Annotated in this window: 12 protein-coding genes; 6 read left to right on the top strand and 6 right to left on the bottom strand. The window is 35.2% G+C overall.

Annotation, left to right across the window (positions count from 1 at the left end; genetic code table 11):
• The first annotated feature begins 4 nt into the window (after nt 1-4).
• On the top strand, nt 5-1,813 hold the full coding sequence (locus JAZ75_RS20850) for a chloride channel protein (protein ID WP_208698166.1): 1,809 nt from the start codon (nt 5-7) through the stop codon (nt 1,811-1,813).
• A 20-nt stretch (nt 1,814-1,833) separates the two neighbouring features.
• On the opposite strand, the gene JAZ75_RS20845 is transcribed toward JAZ75_RS20850, so the two are convergent.
• A complete protein-coding gene (locus JAZ75_RS20845; RefSeq protein WP_132768434.1) occupies nt 1,834-2,424 on the bottom strand; it encodes a riboflavin synthase in 591 nt (196 codons plus the stop codon).
• 663 nt (nt 2,425-3,087) lie between these two features.
• Between JAZ75_RS20845 and JAZ75_RS20840 the strand changes: the two genes are divergently transcribed.
• Nucleotides 3,088-4,746 carry a GLPGLI family protein gene (locus tag JAZ75_RS20840; RefSeq protein WP_410528614.1) on the top strand — a complete coding sequence of 553 codons (1,659 nt, stop codon included), beginning with the start codon at nt 3,088-3,090 and terminating at the stop codon, nt 4,744-4,746.
• Between the two features lie 56 nt (nt 4,747-4,802).
• On the opposite strand, the gene ychF is transcribed toward JAZ75_RS20840, so the two are convergent.
• Nucleotides 4,803-5,903 carry a redox-regulated ATPase YchF gene (gene ychF, locus JAZ75_RS20835; RefSeq protein ID WP_021191342.1) on the bottom strand — a complete coding sequence of 367 codons (1,101 nt, stop codon included), beginning with the start codon at nt 5,901-5,903 and terminating at the stop codon, nt 4,803-4,805.
• A 70-nt stretch (nt 5,904-5,973) separates the two neighbouring features.
• Between ychF and JAZ75_RS20830 the strand changes: the two genes are divergently transcribed.
• Nucleotides 5,974-6,315 (top strand): Rieske (2Fe-2S) protein, encoded by a 342-nt coding sequence (locus tag JAZ75_RS20830; protein ID WP_132846032.1) that lies wholly within the window; start codon nt 5,974-5,976, stop codon nt 6,313-6,315.
• Between the two features lie 29 nt (nt 6,316-6,344).
• On the opposite strand, the gene JAZ75_RS20825 is transcribed toward JAZ75_RS20830, so the two are convergent.
• Nucleotides 6,345-7,598: a hypothetical protein gene (locus tag JAZ75_RS20825; protein WP_208698164.1), complete on the bottom strand. Its 1,254-nt coding sequence runs from the start codon at nt 7,596-7,598 to the stop codon at nt 6,345-6,347.
• Between the two features lie 274 nt (nt 7,599-7,872).
• On the opposite strand from JAZ75_RS20825, the gene JAZ75_RS20820 reads away from it, so the two are divergent.
• On the top strand, nt 7,873-10,530 hold the full coding sequence (locus JAZ75_RS20820) for a DUF5916 domain-containing protein (protein ID WP_208698161.1): 2,658 nt from the start codon (nt 7,873-7,875) through the stop codon (nt 10,528-10,530).
• A 44-nt stretch (nt 10,531-10,574) separates the two neighbouring features.
• On the opposite strand, the gene JAZ75_RS20815 is transcribed toward JAZ75_RS20820, so the two are convergent.
• Together JAZ75_RS20815 and JAZ75_RS20810 are read right to left on the bottom strand one after the other, a co-directional pair.
• Nucleotides 10,575-11,081, bottom strand: a complete 507-nt coding sequence (locus JAZ75_RS20815; RefSeq protein ID WP_168126669.1) for a GNAT family N-acetyltransferase — start codon at nt 11,079-11,081, stop codon at nt 10,575-10,577.
• 202 nt (nt 11,082-11,283) lie between these two features.
• Nucleotides 11,284-12,423: an Atu1372/SO_1960 family protein gene (locus JAZ75_RS20810; protein ID WP_208698159.1), complete on the bottom strand. Its 1,140-nt coding sequence runs from the start codon at nt 12,421-12,423 to the stop codon at nt 11,284-11,286.
• A gap of 68 nt (nt 12,424-12,491) precedes the next feature.
• Between JAZ75_RS20810 and JAZ75_RS20805 the strand changes: the two genes are divergently transcribed.
• Nucleotides 12,492-13,292, top strand: a complete 801-nt coding sequence (locus tag JAZ75_RS20805) for an AraC family transcriptional regulator (RefSeq protein WP_168126667.1) — start codon at nt 12,492-12,494, stop codon at nt 13,290-13,292.
• 90 nt (nt 13,293-13,382) lie between these two features.
• Here JAZ75_RS20805 and JAZ75_RS20800 read toward each other — a convergent pair whose 3' ends face one another.
• The gene (locus JAZ75_RS20800) at nt 13,383-15,323 is read right to left on the bottom strand and encodes an oleate hydratase (protein ID WP_208698157.1); all 1,941 of its coding nucleotides are present in this window, start codon (nt 15,321-15,323) and stop codon (nt 13,383-13,385) included.
• Between the two features lie 688 nt (nt 15,324-16,011).
• On the opposite strand from JAZ75_RS20800, the gene JAZ75_RS20795 reads away from it, so the two are divergent.
• Nucleotides 16,012-17,403, top strand: coding sequence for a DUF1080 domain-containing protein (locus JAZ75_RS20795; protein WP_232789287.1), 1,392 nt, complete (start codon nt 16,012-16,014; stop codon nt 17,401-17,403).
• The last annotated feature ends 4 nt before the right edge of the window (nt 17,404-17,407 follow it).

Raw genomic sequence — 17,407 nt, 5'->3', positions numbered from 1 at the left:
TAAAATGAATAGTAAAACATTAAGAGGCAGGCTTAATAGAAAATTAGATGCGCTTAATCATTGGCGGATGCATAAAATTTCGAATCGAAACTTTATCATTATTTTAGCTTTTGTAGTCGGGATTATAGGTGGTATAGCTGCTTCTGTGTTAAAAGCATTAACGCACTTTATTGCTTCGACTTTACAGGATGATGTGGATTGGCATTATAAATATTCATTCTATTTATTCTTCCCATTATTAGGTATTCTTTTGAGTGTCTTGTATGTGCGTAAGGTGCTAAAGGCGAAACATCTTGAGCACGGTATAACACCGATTATTTATGCCATTTCCAGAAAATCGAGTCAGATTCCTGTTCACAATGTCTATTCGCAGATAGTCACCTCGGCTATAACCGTTGGGTTTGGAGGATCTTGTGGATTAGAGGCACCTATTGCGATGAGTGGATCTGCCATCGGATCTAATACGGGGCGATTTTTTGGCTTGCAATATAAAGAGGTGACGATGCTCTTGGCTTGTGGGGCTGCAGCTGGTATCGCAGGCGCTTTTGACAGCCCTTTAGCTGGGATGGTGTTCGCCATCGAAATTTTATTACCGGAATTCTCTATTCCGGTGCTTATTCCGTTACTGATTTCGGCTGCAATGGCATCGGTAATTGCACAATCATTGTATAGTGAACCCCTATTTCACACTTTTAGTACAGAGTGGGAGGTATCAGCACTATTTTTCTACTTATTGTTAGCTTTATTGGTTGGTGGATATTCTGTTTATTTTGCGAAAATCAGCAGTATTGTCAAGAATTGGTTTACTAATATTAAAAATCCTTACAATAAGGTGTGGGTTAGTGGCATATCATTGGGGTTGATGATCTTTATCTTCCCTGCTCTTTACGGAGAAGGATATATTGCGATTCAGCAAATATTGAATGGTCAATTTAATGCCATTGTTAAGAATAGTCTATTTGCAGATTATCAGGATATCGGGCTTGTAATATTAGCTTATTCGGTTTTAACTCTTTTTGCCAAATCATTTGCCGCTCTGTTTACCCTTAATGGTGGTGGAAACGGCGGTGTTTTTGGTCCTAGTCTGGTGATGGGCGGGCTATTGGGCTTTGCTTTTGCTTATGGAGTCAATCTGACAGGAATAACAGAATTGAATGTTCCTAACTTTGTAGTGGTCGGCATGGCCGGCGCCTTGAGTGGAATCATGCATGCACCATTGACAGGTGTTTTTCTAATCGCAGAAATCACTGGAGGGTACGGATTGATGGTACCGCTAATGCTTGTCACTTCCATTTCATATTTAATTAATAGATCGATACTGAAATACTCTATTTATACGAAAGTTTTAGCTGATTCAGGAGACTTGCTGTCTTACGAGGACAAAGATCGATCTGTATTGAGTATGATGAAGGTAAGGTATGTTTTAGAAACTAATTTTGTCATACTAAGACCTGAAGAAACCCCTAAAATGAGACAGTCTGATATTATTCACAGTAAGCGTAATATTTTTCCTATTGTTACTGAAAAGGGCAAATTGCTCGGTATCTTATATAGCGAACGCTTATTTTCTATTTTATTGGGTGAGGAGGAAGGTATCGACCAACCTTTTAGTAAGTTAGCGGAAACACCTACTGATCTTGTTAAAATACATGAAGAAGATATGGAGTCGGTCATGCTCAAGATGAAAAAAGATGATGTATGGATATTACCAGTGATTGATAAGGATGGGAATTATCTCGGCTTTGTATCGAAATCAAGTGTCTTTAATAAGTACAGGGCATTGCTGATGCGACAAGGACATTATTTGGAGTAACATGAAATATGGCTTTGAGATTAACCTCTCAAAGCCATAATTTTTGATACATATTTGCCTATGATATCAAATTCCAGATTTACTTTTGTACCTACTTCTACATTTTTTAAGTTTGTGTGTTCAATAGTGTAGGGGATAATTGCGACAGAAAATTGATCAATTTTAGAGTTAACTACAGTCAGGCTAATCCCGTTTACTGTAATAGATCCTTTTTCAACTGTGATATTCTGAAGCTTTGGATCATATTGAAATGTAAATACGAAACTTCCATCTTGATCTTGTTTGTTAATACATGTTGCTACCTGATCAACGTGACCTTGTACAATATGTCCGTCAAAACGCCCATTGGCCTGCGTACAACGTTCTATATTCATGACATCGCCAATCTTTAAATCTTGAAGATTTGTTTTTTGCAGTGTTTCATCAATTGCAGTCACTTGATGCAAATTTTCTTCAATTCCAACTACGGTTAAACAAACTCCGTTATGGGCTACGCTTTGATCTATCTTTAATTCATTGGAAATCTGGCTCTCGATATACAAATGAATATTTGTATCTTCTTTGACAATATCTTTGACCTTTCCTAAGGTTTCTATAATTCCTGTAAACATGTGTTTTTCTGATTTTATACAAAGATAAAGATAATCTGAGGATATGTAAACACTTAGAATCATTCTAAATTGTAGTAAAATCACTACAAATTAATATTATTAAAAAAAATAAGAATAAATAATTTGTTATAGTGTAATATATACACTATCTTTGTTGCATCATAATTTAGGTTTATAATTGGTTTTAAAGGTTTTCATTCTCCCCGTTTGAAAACCTTTATTTATTTATAGCGATATTATTTATCTTATAAGTTTTAATATTGTCATTTTTCTAATTATATAGGTTTTATTTCGATTTCACTGTTTTTTATTCAAAAAACGTTATTGTGTTGGATTTACACCATATCAAATGGGGTATACTGATATCTTATTACTGGTTAAAAGAGTTGCAGTAATGGTATTTTTAGCTTTATTTTTTATTGATAAATAATAAATAATGTATCGTTTTACACTATATTTCCTTATTATTTTTTCAGTGTTCAAATAATTATTTTGTAAGAATAATAAATATATTTTACCTTTGACGTAGGTTTAGGTTGATTACCTCTTTCAAGAGGTACTTTAAAGCCTGGGAAATCGCTCGATTCTCTCAGGCTTTTCTATTTTATAGCCATATTATCAATCATTTTTTTAAATTTGAAGATTAATCATTTATTCCATACTATGCGTATAATATATCTATTTCTATTTCTCTTTTTTTTCCAATCACTTTATGCTCAGAAAGGCATTTTAGTTGAATATCAGCGTTCCAGTAACAATAAAGTTATGGAATCACAGGATCCGACTTTAGTTTATGCAAATGCCGAGCAAACAGTTATTACAAGCCGTAAGATTATGAGCGGTGAAGCGAAGATGCCTTATGAGCTTTTTGTTATTAAAAGACCTTCAAATGCTTATTATAAGATGACACGGGTCAATGCAATGAAACAAATAGGTACAATTGATTCCAATGCGATCAATAAACAAAATTTGGAAATTACTAAGGAAACTAAAAAAATATTAGGCTATACTTGCTATAGGGCAAAAACAAGTGTAAACTCGAATAGCATTGATATCTGGTATACGACCGAGCTGAAGGTAAAAGGTGGTCCTTCAGATTTAGGGCAGAACCTTGGCTTTGTACTTGAAGTAGTCCGTAATGGTAATTCTGCAGTAACAGCAAGTAAAATAGAAAAACTAAAGGAATGGCCAACGTCATTAAACTTGCCTCAGTCATTGGTTTATGTTGATGATTTGACCTATAAAGATGAGCTGTGGAAAAGCAGGTTTACACAAGTTCCTGTCTTTAAAAATGAAAAGATCAGCTTTTCTGATGATAGTAAATCGGATAGTATTTTAAGATTTGCAAATGGTACTGTCATTGTTAAAAAAGTAAAAATTCCAAAGATTAATCCAGGACAAACTGTATTTGTGCAATTGACTGAAAAATCTAAAGGTGACGCTTACGATCGTACAGGTTCTGTTTTTATTATTCCACAAGATCAGCAACTGTCTTTTTTAGATGGTATGCAAAAAGGGATGAATACGCTACCGTTTTATGATAATGGTAATGGTAAAAAATACCAAGGTGTGATCCGTACGGCTAATTATTCTCCTATCTTAGAGCTTATGCGCTTCTTTACACCTTTTGGTGTGAGTCAATTTAATTATTTAAAATTGAAGGGCAAGACTTGGCAAGATTCTGTATTATATAGACAGGATATCAGCGAGCTTGCGGGGGCTATCAGTGATCAGGAAGTTTATGTAGGTGCTTTTATTGGAAATTATGATAAAAATGGCCATGAGATAAGTCTTGAATTGACGGTACATCCGGGGTTTGATAGAAGCCAATCATTAAAAAAATTACTGCCAATTTTTAATACTACTAATGTAATGGAAATGGGTGGGCAGGAGTACGGAACGATGTTCAATAAGGATCAAGGTTTGGTAGTAACTTTTGAGTTGAAGGAGGATGCGGAAAATGTTCAACTGCGCTATGTTACTACTGGACATGGTGGATGGGGGAATGGTGATGAATTTGTCCCTAAAACAAATCGTATATTTCTTAACGAAGTGCCGTTATTTGGCTTTACACCATGGCGTAATGATTGTGGATCATATCGATTAAGTAATCCTGCTTCCGGAAATTTTGCTAATGGTCTATCTTCTTCGGATTTGAGTCGTTCTAATTGGTGTCCAGGAACGGTAACTTATCCTATTTTTATCGATATAGGAAAACTTAAAGCTGGAAAGCATACTGTCCGTGTTCATATTCCGCAAGGCGAAAGCGAGGGAACAAGCTTCAGCAGCTGGAATGTATCGGGTGTATTGTTATATGACTAAAACGAAAAGGGCTGAAAATATTTATTTTCAGCCCTTTCTAATTATTTTAATATTAATTATACATTGAATCTGAAGTGCATAATATCACCATCTTCAACAATATATGTTTTTCCTTCTACCGATAATTTACCAGCTTCTTTACAAGCTGCCTCAGATCCTAATTCGATAAAATCATTATATTTAATGACCTCTGCACGGATAAATCCTTTTTCAAAGTCTGTGTGGATAACACCTGCTGCTTGTGGGGCTGTAAATCCTTTTTCAATTGTCCAAGCACGAACTTCCTGCACACCAGCAGTAAAGTATGTTGCTAAGTCCAGTAGTGAATAAGCTGCCACGATCAATTTAGAAACACCAGATTCTGCTAAACCTAGATCATCTAAGAACATCTGACGCTCTTCAAAACTTTCTAATTGTGCAATTTCCGATTCAATCTGAGCAGAAATAATTAATACCTGTGCATTTTCATCCTTAACTTCTTCTTTTACACGGTCAACATAAGCATTACCGGTATTGACAGAAGCTTCGTCCACATTACACACATATAATACAGGTTTTACAGTTAGTAATGCTAAATCTTGAATGAAATCGAAATCGTCTTTTTCAAGAGGTGCTGTACGAGCTGATTTACCAGCTTCTAAATGGTCTTTTACAATAGATAAGATTTCGTAAGTGCGTTTTGCATCTTTATCTCCACCTGTTTTGGCCATTTTTTCTACTTTTTGAATACGTTTCACAACAGTATCCAAATCTTTCAACTGTAACTCAGTATCAATGATTTCTTTGTCACGAATAGGATCTACAGATCCATCAACATGGATCACATTGCCGTCATCGAAACAACGTAAAACGTGAATAATTGCATTTGTTGTACGAATATTCCCTAAGAATTGATTACCAAGACCTTCACCTTTAGAAGCGCCTTTTACTAAACCAGCGATATCAACAATCTCAATTGTATTTGGAACAATTTTTTGAGGATTAACCAATTCAGCTAATTTATTAAGACGGGTATCAGGAACAGTGATAACCCCAACATTTGGTTCAATAGTACAAAAAGGAAAGTTTGCCGCTTGTGCTTTAGCGTTAGACAAACAGTTAAATAGTGTTGATTTACCTACGTTAGGTAATCCAACGATACCGCATTGTAAAGCCATAAAATATGCTAGTTTTTTGAATTTACGCAAAGATAAAAAATAAGTCGAAACTTTCTATGTATCTTTAATTATGTTGCAATGGTATAAGATCGATAAGACGAGTATTTATGTTGAAGACCGAATTTATGAGGTAGAAGCGGGGCGCACCCGGTTGTGTATTTTGCATAATGCAAATGGCTGGAAAGCATTTTCTAGGAAATGTCCACATGCGGGAGCTTCATTTGTAACGGGTTGGTGCGAAGGTGAAGAGATTGTTTGTTCTTATCACCGGCATAGATTTAATTTGACAAGTGGCAAAGGTTGTCCCGGACAAGGGGATTTTATTAAGATATACCCTACTAAAGTTGAAAATGAAGAATTGTATGTTGCCATTGAATCTTCAGGTTCTTTCTTTAGCAGGCTATTTAAATAAGAGTTTTTTTGATTAATGATTGGATACGATTATTTGTTGTGCGGATATTCCTGTATCCAGTTAAAACCACGATTCATTAACTCAAATGTTTTCGGATCTCTTTTTTTAAGTCTGATTTCTTCCAATCGCTCTTTTATTTTTACTTTTAATAGCACATCACCATTCTCCTCCAGTTTATAATCAAAGGTGTAATTGTTTAAGGTCATCTTATTTTCTGATGTATTAAAGCCGACTCCGATTCGTTGTACATTGTAAAAATTATCACGAGCTCGTGCATTTCCTTCATATTCAAAGATTAGAAATGACCAATCATTGGGTATGCTAACTCTTTTTTCTGAAGTTGTGTCAATTTGATAGATACCATACAATGGCGATTTTTTGAAATATTGTGCTATTATTTTTTTTTGATTAAAAACACCAAATAGCTGGGTTGAGATAAACAGCATAATCACTAAGACTTTGCATATCGATGCAACCCACTTTTTCCATGCTCTATTGAACACTGGCCTATTAATTTGCTTAAGTTGACTAGACTCGCCTTTGAAAAAAAGGTCTGTTAAAGATTTGAGATATGGAAGTAATAAAAATACCGATAATAAGACTAGTGCAGTTGACATCAACTTTACAGGTACATCGTAAAAATAGTTTATGGCCATTATATTTAAACTTGTAGCCACTGTGATTAAAGCGCCTAAAACCATTGTTTTCCTAAACAGGAGTAGGCCTGCCATTACCTCCACAATACCAATAAAAATATTGTATCCTTTCGAAAAACCAAAGAAATTCCATGCCAATCCCATTGGAGAAAATTCACCTAGAGGTTGCATAAGCTTGGTCAATCCTGGAGGCGGCATTTGCGCATGCATCAATTTGCTTACACCATAGTTGATGAGCATGAATGCAATGTAATAGCGAATAAAGACCGTCAACCAATAATAGCACTTATTGTAATTATTTCTTTTTGTATCTATCAAGGTCCAAATGATGGTTCCCAGAACTCCAATGATAACTAATATCAGAAGTGTTACCCAGTCATAAGAAGTATCTCCGCTACCGTTGGAGAAAATGGAATAGTCGTATTGATATTTTAATATATTTTTCGAAAACCATGGTGTACAGATATGCATTAGCATAATCAATGGTCTATTGATGAAGCTGAATAGAGGGAATGAACCGTTATTATATATCACTATAAATAATAAAATAAAAACGAAAGAAAAACGGAATCCTATTTTTTTTCCAAAACTCCAGTATATGGTCGTGTTATTAGTGGAATTAATCATAAAAAGGTTTAAATAATTAGCTATTGATTACTAAGATAGTGTTTTCATTTAATTTTCCATTTACTTGCGAGAAATATTGTTGGGATGTTTATAGATTGATGCTAGGAACTGAGTTCGGTATGCTTTTTATGAATCTTAATTCTTAACAAAGGAAGTTATCTTAATAATCTGTTGCAAATTCAATTATAGTATGATTTATTTTATTTAACTTGGTCGATTGACTTATATATAACACCAATATTATATAGAACCTACAAAAATAATTGGATAATTTATGAAATATTATTGTTTCCTGGCTTCTTTGTTCATCCATAGTCTATGTGAGGCTCAGGATCAAAGAAAAGAGGTCGTTTCTTTAGACAGCGCTTATAAAAGAGCGTATCATATTACAAAACTTACAGGAGAACAGCCTCGAATTGATGGGAAACTGGATGAAACTATATGGAAGGATAAGGGAGAATGGTCGGAAAAGTTTTCTCAGGTAATTCCTTTTGAACGCGTTTATACACCCTCATGGACTCGGATGAAAATATTTTATGATGATGAAAATGTTTATGTAGGAGTTTATTGTAAGGACGTACACCCGGAAACCATGAATGCATTTATTGGTAATCGCGATGATAACAGTAATGGAGATTTGATCAGTATTGCATTTGACACCTATCATGATTATCGTGTGGCATCTGAATTTAATGTTAATCTCGGGGGAAATAAGACAGATTTGACGGTGACGGATAAATTATCTGTCAATCTGAGTTGGAATACTGTATGGGAAGGACGGACGAATATCGACCTTGCAGATTCAAGCTGGACGGCAGAACTGAGGATTCCTTTTAGTCAATTACGTTATAATCAGAAAAATGAAGATGGTATTTGGGGTTTACACGTAAGGCGTATCATTCGGAGAAATAATGAGGTCCAGAATTGGAGTTTAATTCCAATAAAAAATAATGGACATGTTTTTTCTTTTGGAGAGATGCACGGTATGACAGACTTGCCAAAGCCAAGAGGAATTGAATTTTTGCCATACACGATGAGCAAATTTGTCCGAAATCCGAAAGTACCTAACAGCCCTTTTCAGAAAGGGAGCAGGTGGCAAGCCACTGCGGGTTTAGATGCGAAATTTGCACTGAATGATTTTACACTTGATATGACTATAAATCCAGATTATGGTCAGGTTGAACTGGATCCGTCGGTCATGAATCTATCTGCTTTCGAGATTTTTTATGATGAAAAGAGACCTTTTTTTCTTGAAGGTAAACATATTTTGGAGTTTGATAATAATGAAGAGGGTATGATGTTTTACTCCCGTAGAATAGGAGCAATGCCTACTTATCGACCCAAAAATATAGATAATCTGACAAGTTTTGCGAGCACACCAAATCCTATTCCCATTTTAGGTGCTATGAAGTTAACGGGCACGAACAGAAATGGTGTTACAGTTGGGTTTCTGGAAAGCATTACTGCGGAGACTACTTCTAAAGTGATGCGAAATGGTGAACCCGATAAAGAGATTACAGAGCCTTTAACCAATTATACGGTGGCTCGTGTACAAAAAAATTGGGAAGGTAATACGCTATTAGGTGGTATGGTAACTTCGGTAAATCGTAAGTTAGGAAGAAAACATCTGGAAGATGCAATGGTTGAAAATGCTTTCACAAGTGGAGTTGATTTTACGCAGTACTTTGCTAAGCGTCTTTACTATATCGATGCAAAAGGTATTTTCAGTACTTTACATGGCTCAGCGGATGCGATCCTTAATACGAAAATGAATGCGACCCACTATTATCAACGTGAATCAGGCTCGGGGTATCTGAATTTAGATCCGGATAAGAAGACCTTACAAGGTACAGGTGGTTATGTAAAAGTGGGTAAGAGAGGAAATGCACAATGGAATTTTGCAGAAACTTTTAGTTGGTCATCACCGGGATTCGATCTTAACAATGTGGGGTATCTTCGTCAATCTGATTTTAAATTTAATGAATCTGAGATCACCTATCGAAAAACAGATCCATGGGGCCCATTTCGTTTTGCAGGAATTAATCTAACGCAGAAAAATATGTGGAATTATGGTGGAAAGGCTATTAATAATAATATTGCACTCCGTTGGAGGAGTTTAAGTACGAAACGTCGTATTGAAATGGATATCAAGGAAACCTTTAACTGGAATACCATTGATAGCCGTCAACTTCGTGGAGGGCCAGACTTAAGATTGAATTCTAATTTTGAATCTAATGTAATGGTTAGTTCAGATCGTGCAAAACGGATCGTTTTTAAATTAGATTATAATGGGCGCCACTATTTGGAACAGGAGACAGGGTATAATGCAATACACCCAAGTATGATCTTCCGGTTAGGGGACCATGTTCGTCTTACAGGACAGCTAAATTATGCATGGAATAAAGATAATCTGCAATATGTAAATAGTATTTTACCAACGGAAAACAGTACAGATCGCACGACCTATGTTATGGGGCGTATGAAACAACAAACCTATGGTATTACCTTAAATATGCAGATGAATCTAACACCTGATATTTCAATTCAATATTATGGTTCTCCTTTCACTTCAGTTGCTAAATATGATCACTTTAAAGAAGCCGCGAATACAGATTCTCACACTTATGAGGATCGTTTTAGAACGTTTACTGCAGAGGAAATAAGTTTTAATTCAGGTGTTTATGAAGTTGATAAAGGAAACCATGTGCTAAAGTTCAAAGATCCAAACTTTAGTTTTAATGAATTTCGCTCAAACTTAGTTGCACGCTGGGAGTATCTTCCTGGATCTACTTTGTATCTTGTCTGGGAACATAATCGATCTAATCGTGACGAGATTTATCAAACCGGCTGGGGAAATAATCTAGATCGGATGTTTGGGTTACCCGCAAGCAATACTTTTATGATGAAGATCAATTATTGGATCAATATGTAGTATTCGCTTCTTATCTTGCTGAGGATAAGAAGCGAATAGTTTTTTTATAATGCTATCTCAAACAAGCTAAATGATCCTTCTTTATAATGTTCAGGTAATTCTGGGGTCCATTTAATTTGACTCACTCCTTTAAACATAAAACCACAGCTTATGTAGTAGTTGTTTATTTTATCATTCCCACTATGAGTATCTAGTCTAATGAATTTTTTTTCATTTGCAATTGCATATTCTTTAGCCCAAGCGACGATTTTTGTTACATAAGAATTTCCTCTAAATAGAGGATTTGTCGCTATTCTGTGAATATAAATTGCGTTATCGTTAGCAGATTCTTTCCAGATAACATCATCTTTGAAAGTAAGTACAAATGTACAAGCTACAACTGATCCTTCTAGTATAACAAAATGTCTATTTTCATCGATCTCCTTTTGTACCTGAGCTAATTTAAACCCCTTCCAACCTTTATTACCAACTTGTAGTTTATATGCTGAGGCCTGTTCGTAAACTTTGAAGATATCCTCAATATCATGAGCTGTGCTGTTTCTTATTTCCATTTCTAAATAAATTTCTGATGTACCTGCTTATTTTCGCTTTAGTAACATCATTTGGTGATCTGTGGCAAATATATTTTATTTTTTCCTTTAACAGGGCAAGGATAATGGGATTCAATTGAAAAAGATAGGGATCCACCAGATTTCTATGAGCTCTAGGACCAAATGGAAGTTTTTAGCTGATGAACAATGAAGCTTAATTTTTTTAGTCAATTTCAAAGATAGCTTGAATTTCTACAGCAGAATTTACAGGAATGGAAGATGCACCAAATGTTGCGCGGGCATGCTTTCCTTTTTCTCCGAAAACATCAACTGTAAGATCAGAGGCTACGTTCATTAAGTCAGCATGCTTGGTATAACCTTCGGGTGTATTGAATATTCCAGTTAACTGAACACAGCGTTTAACCTGTTCGAGATTTCCGCCAACAGCTTCGTTTAGCACAGCTATCACATTCAGCATTGTTGTTCTGGTCGCTTCTTTTACTTGTTGTTCGTTGAGTTCTTTTCCTAATTTTCCAGGGTTAAGAATCTTTCCGTCTTTTAACGCTACCTGGTTGATGAAGATTAAATTACCTGTACGAATGTAAGGTTTGTAATTACCTGCTGGTTGGGGAACTTCTGGTAGTATAATCTTTTTTTGTTTTAATGTTGATGCAACTGTTGTTTTATTTTCTAACAAAGGAACAGCGCTCTTAAAGAAGGTGCCTTTTAAGGCAAGTGCAATTTTGGCAAAATTTTCACCTTGGAGCTTAATTAAATAGCGCTCACTTTCGCTTGGTCTTTCGAGATTTTTTGCAGAGGAAAGACTTGTTGTACCCAATACCGTATTACCTTGTGGAATTTTAACGTCAATTTTTTCATTACCACGAATGCCATTTGAAACGAGTACCATCCCATGTACAGCGAGGCTATTCCAAATGGATTGAATGGCTAGTTCTTTACCCGCGCCGCTACCTGCAGACATGAAAACGGTAGCAGGCATACCTTCCAAACCATGTTTTGTCCAAAGATCGACAGTCTTTGATAAAAATTCGCTCATAGCAGTACTCATGTTCCCAAAATAAATGGGTGAACCAAAAGCTATTCCATCATATGATGAGAGTTCATTTGGGGTAGCAACAGGAATTTCTTTTAATTTTGCATGCTCATTTTTTTTAACCATTTTGATAATTGATTCTGCTTGATTGGAACTTTCTAGTCCTTTTGCAAATTCTTTAGCGAGCTCATAAGTGCTTCCATTGTCGGAATGTATGAGTACAAGTACACGCGCTTTTTTTTGTTGTGCGTGTGCTACAATTGAAAATATTGATATTAATGCGATTAATATATTACGTAAGTTAATCATAGATCTTAATTATTATGTTCACTTGCAAAATTAGGTAAGTCATTTTTATTAAATTTGCCAAAAACAACATGCAAAACGACAGATCGAAATGCGGACTTACGGAACAAGGTAAAGGAATCTATGTAGATCTTATTCCAAAGGATATGTATGTTTGGTATGAAGATAATTGGCAACATGATGAACATGAGCATCTTCATGCGCGAAGTCAATTAACTTTTGTAGAAGAGGGGTACCAGTATTTTCATCTGGATCGTAATATATACCTTGTTCCTAAAAATCATGTTATCTGGATTCCTTCGGGTCTCAAACATCGTGTTGTTTCGGAAGCTTCACAGGTGAAACTTATGGTCGTCTTATTTAAATCTGATTTAGAAAACAGTTTTTTTCAGGACATTCATGTATTTCCTGCACCGGCTGTTTTAATAGAGATGCTTCGGTACGCATCAAAATGGAATAAACTTCTTACTGAGGATGAAGAACAGGCTATATTCTTAAAAGCATTGCAGATTAGCCTGCCTAATTTTTGCAAAGAGAGCAATTACTTACAAATACCTGTACCTGGAGATCAACGTTTGTTGTCTGTTTGCAATTATATAAATAATCACTATACTATAAACCTTAAAATTGAAGAACTTGCCGCGCAGTCCACATTGTCAATCCGTACACTGCAGCGTTTGTTTAAAAAGGAAACAGGAATAACCTTAAAAAAATACATACAACTTATTCGGGTGCTCAAGAGTATTGAGCTCATCGATACGAAACAACATACTTTAAGTGAAATTGGTTTTATGGTTGGATATAAAAGTTTAGCTGCTTTTACAGCGTCTTATTATTCCATTATGCGAAATCATCCAAATAGGAAATATTAAGAAAATCTCTTTTTAACTGTATCGTTTGCGATGATTAAAATAAAAAATCCAATGTAACTGTTGTAATTACATTGGATTTCATGTTGCTGATTAGCCTTTTATACCTTTTATCCAGTCTTTAAACTTGGTGATCTGTTCTTGCACAAAAGATTCATGATCATCATTTTCGTTACTTCCTATTGGTAAAATATGTTCAAAGTATGAACCTTTCAATACCTTTCTTAATAGACCTTCTCCAACGAAAGGCTTATCGTCGTTCAAAGTTTTAGCCGCTTTCAAGAGGTGGCGGATATCATATTGTAAAGGATTAATATCTGGAACTTGTTTATTCAGGTTCAGTAATTCATATACTGCGATTCGTGCTGTTCTCACCGAACTTTCCATGGTGAACACGACATCATTATTTGTTTCAATAAATTGCCCCACAAGGCCTAAATTTTTGCAACCATTTGGGACTACTCTTGGGCGGTCTCCTTTGGCGCGAGGCATAAACATGGAGGTAATGTATGGCATGAATGAGGTTCTTACTATGGTGTTTTTAATCACATCATCCAATTGATCCATAATACCTAGATGAAAACATAATTCGCTCAAAATTTCATCTCCTGTACATGCTGGCATTGTTTTTTTGATGTAGTTACCTTGTTTATCCATAAACAATGCATATACCCATAGAACGAGTACATCGTCAGGTTGTCCAGGGAAATGGGGTTGCCTATTGCAGGTAAAACTCATCAACCAATTGGAATCTGTAATCGTAATTATACCTCCAGTAACTGTTTTTCCAGAATATGGATCGTTTACCGAATATTCCTTCAGTTTATCAATTAAAGCAGAAGGTTTACAAGTTAATGTAGCTGATTCCCACGATGACTTTTCAATATTACTACAAAATTTCTCTGGTTTTCCAAATACTTCCGACTTAGCAGCGAGATTTTTCCATAATTTCCATCCGGCACTTTGTCCACTTGTACTGTTATCGATTTCAATAATGGGTGCTGTTTTATTGTCGCCATAAAACGTATCTTCGGTCATAGAGCCTGTAGTAACGATCACAAAATCTTCCTTTCCTACTGGAATGATTACTTCCTTTCCATCTTGTTCAGTAATGATACTTTCGACGGTTTTCCCTTCCGTATTGCTGTGAATATGTAGATCACTAACTAATACATTTAATCTGATATTAACGCCCTTTTTCTGTAATACACGGCGTAATGGTGTAACGAAGGTGTCGTACTGGTTATATTTTGGAAATACAAGCGAAGATAGGTCATTTAGCCCATCAATAGCATGTAGAAAGCGATGCATGTATAGTTTTAGCTCCAATAAACTATGCCAGTTTTCGAAAGCAAACATGGTTCGCCAAAAAGTCCAGAAATTACTGCTCAAAAATGACTCACTAAAGTAATCCGATATCGTGATATTGTCTAAATCTTCTTTTTTCTTTAATAAAAGTTTAATGATAGCAAGCTGGTCTAATTTTGCTAATCCAAATTTGCTGAAGTCCTTAATTTCTCCATTGTTATGGATCAACCGTGCTTTGGAAAAGTTGGAGTCATTATCATTGATCAAACGGTATTCATCAAGAACTGAATAAGGTTCAGGCATTTCAAGAGCAGGAATATCTTGAAATATGTCCCACAAATTTTCGTAGGTCATATCCATTTCTCGTCCTCCCCGAATCACATAGCCTTCTGTAGCATTCCCAGATCCGTCCAGAGAACCGCCATCAATGTGAAGTTGCTCTAGAAAGACTATGTTTTCTGCAGGAATATGTCCATCTCTTATGAAATAGTAAGCGGCCGACATACCTGCAATACCACTTCCAATAATATACACTTTACTATTTTGATACGATTTTGGGGGAATACCTTTATTGCGTTGATAATTACCAATTTGATCGGAAAATGGCATTGATTTCTGAGGAGTATTTCGCTGTTGTTCTTTGCTTGAATCGGGTTCGTGATTTACATTACCATAAGAACTAGATGCATTAAGTACTTTTTCAAATTTTGAGGTGATTTCTTTCATGATACTGATTTTTTCTTATTTCTAATTTTTACTAAATAATGAGCATTCTTTTTAAAATTTATTTTTCCATTCTAAAATCTAAGCTAATCTGGTTCGCTTAATATGTTAATTGATGCTTTTTAAGTACCTTACTTAATGAAATATTTTTTCACTATCGCTACTGATTCCATAACAGTAATTAATAGATTTTTGTTTAAAATAATTGTTAATTAATGTAAATTCATCTTTTTGTGGTTATTTAAATGCGCTAATTAGTTTTTTTTAAGTGTAGCATATGAAATGTAAGTATGTGTTATAAGTGACATATTCAAACGTTTTCGTAAATAATTAATTTGTTTTGGTGGATTTTTAGAGATGTAATTGATACTATTGTTTTAATTTTAATAAAATGATAAACCAACTGATTGAAAAATTACCATGATGTATGTTTTCAATTGTAAACCGTTTTATATTATTTCTTGATCAATAATCATATTTATGAGTTAATTTCATAAATTCTTTAATTATTGTTTTTACTAAAGCATTTATCATTGCAATTTATGTGAAAACATATAGTGATTGTCCTGATCATATTGATTAAATATGAATAAAATGAGCCTTGTGCTCAATAACTAATTATGTAGGTGAAACTATTATAGATCAATTCATGCTTTATACGTGATTCATCTTGTTTAAAAATATAATTCCAATGAAAAAAAATGCAATTGTCAAAGCAGTCTTTATCGGTGCAATGTTAAGTAATGGCGTATTCTCATATGCTCAGATGAATACAGATACAGAAAAAGGGTGGATGAGTCTATTTGATGGGAAAACATTAAATGGCTGGAAATCTGTAGGAGGCAAGGCACCCTATTCTGTAGAAGGGGATGCTATTGTTGGACGGATGACTAAAGGGACACCTAATTCATTTTTAATCACCGATAAGGAATACGGTGATTTTATATTAGAGCTAGATGTGAAACTTGAGGGAGACCAAACAAATTCGGGTATTCAGACACGGAGTCATTTAGACCCTACTGCGAATGGCGGACTTGGCCGGGTGTATGGTCGTCAGGTTGAAATTGATCCTACTTCAAGATCATGGACTGGTGGAATATATGATGAGGCACGTCGTAGTTGGCTTTATCCGCTGGATCTAAATGAAAATGCAAAGAAGGCTTATAAGCAAGAGGAATATAATCATATCCGAATTGAAGCTATTGGAGATGAGTTACGTACCTGGGTAAATGATATTCCGGTCTCCTATGTCGTGGATACAATTGACCGATCTGGATTTATAGGTCTACAAGTACATAGTATACCTGAGAAATTAGATGGAAAGAAGGTTTACTTTAAAAATATCAAGATCCAAACTTCTAATTTAAAATCTCGTGCTTTTCCTAAAGATATTTACATCGTAAATCTAAAACCTAACGACGTAGTTGCTTCAGAGAAAAAAAATGGAGTTAAATTGCTATTTGACGGTAAGAGCAGCAATGGGTGGCGTAGTGTTAATGGGGCAAAATTTCCGGAAAAGGGTTGGGAAGTAAAAGATGGGCAATTAATGGTTTTGAAGTCCAATGGTGGTGAGTCCACTAATGGTGGCGATATTGTGACAAAAGATAAATATAAGGTTTTTGATCTATCATTTGAATTTAAACTCAGTCCGGGAGCTAATAGCGGCGTTAAATATTTTGTAACACTCAAAGAGAAGACAAAAGGATCTGCTATAGGCTTGGAGTATCAGGTGTTGGACGATAAGTTGCATCCAGACGCAAAGTTAGGTAGAGATGGCAATCGTACATTGGCTTCACTGTATGATTTGATGACATCAAATCAAGATGGACGTGCTCGCAGACCAATTGGTGAGTGGAATAGAGGTCGTGTTGTAGTGACTGCCGATAATAAAGTTGAACACTATTTGAATGGTGTTAAAATGTTGAGCTATGAACGAGGTTCTAAAGAATTTAAGGACTTGGTTGCAAAAAGCAAATATAAGGATTGGGTGAATTTTGGAGAGGCTAATGAAGGTTATATTCTATTGCAGGATCATGGCGATCAAGTATCATTCCGAAGTATTAAAATCAATGCTAGTAACTAAATTA

Source organism: Sphingobacterium sp. UDSM-2020, from assembly GCF_016132525.1.
Taxonomy (GTDB): Bacteria; Bacteroidota; Bacteroidia; order Sphingobacteriales; family Sphingobacteriaceae; genus Sphingobacterium; species Sphingobacterium anhuiense.
Note: the sequence above shows the minus strand (reverse complement) of the source record. Positions and strands in the feature narration are given on the sequence as shown.

Coding starts and splice junctions, on each gene's coding strand:
- JAZ75_RS20850 (WP_208698166.1), top strand. CDS start 5: ATGAATAGTAAAACATTAAGAGGCAGGCTTAATAGAAAATTAGATGCG.
- JAZ75_RS20845 (WP_132768434.1), bottom strand. CDS start 2,424: ATGTTTACAGGAATTATAGAAACCTTAGGAAAGGTCAAAGATATTGTC.
- JAZ75_RS20840 (WP_410528614.1), top strand. CDS start 3,088: ATGCGTATAATATATCTATTTCTATTTCTCTTTTTTTTCCAATCACTT.
- ychF (WP_021191342.1), bottom strand. CDS start 5,903: ATGGCTTTACAATGCGGTATCGTTGGATTACCTAACGTAGGTAAATCA.
- JAZ75_RS20830 (WP_132846032.1), top strand. CDS start 5,974: ATGTTGCAATGGTATAAGATCGATAAGACGAGTATTTATGTTGAAGAC.
- JAZ75_RS20825 (WP_208698164.1), bottom strand. CDS start 7,598: ATGATTAATTCCACTAATAACACGACCATATACTGGAGTTTTGGAAAA.
- JAZ75_RS20820 (WP_208698161.1), top strand. CDS start 7,873: ATGAAATATTATTGTTTCCTGGCTTCTTTGTTCATCCATAGTCTATGT.
- JAZ75_RS20815 (WP_168126669.1), bottom strand. CDS start 11,081: ATGGAAATAAGAAACAGCACAGCTCATGATATTGAGGATATCTTCAAA.
- JAZ75_RS20810 (WP_208698159.1), bottom strand. CDS start 12,423: ATGATTAACTTACGTAATATATTAATCGCATTAATATCAATATTTTCA.
- JAZ75_RS20805 (WP_168126667.1), top strand. CDS start 12,492: ATGCAAAACGACAGATCGAAATGCGGACTTACGGAACAAGGTAAAGGA.
- JAZ75_RS20800 (WP_208698157.1), bottom strand. CDS start 15,323: ATGAAAGAAATCACCTCAAAATTTGAAAAAGTACTTAATGCATCTAGT.
- JAZ75_RS20795 (WP_232789287.1), top strand. CDS start 16,012: ATGAAAAAAAATGCAATTGTCAAAGCAGTCTTTATCGGTGCAATGTTA.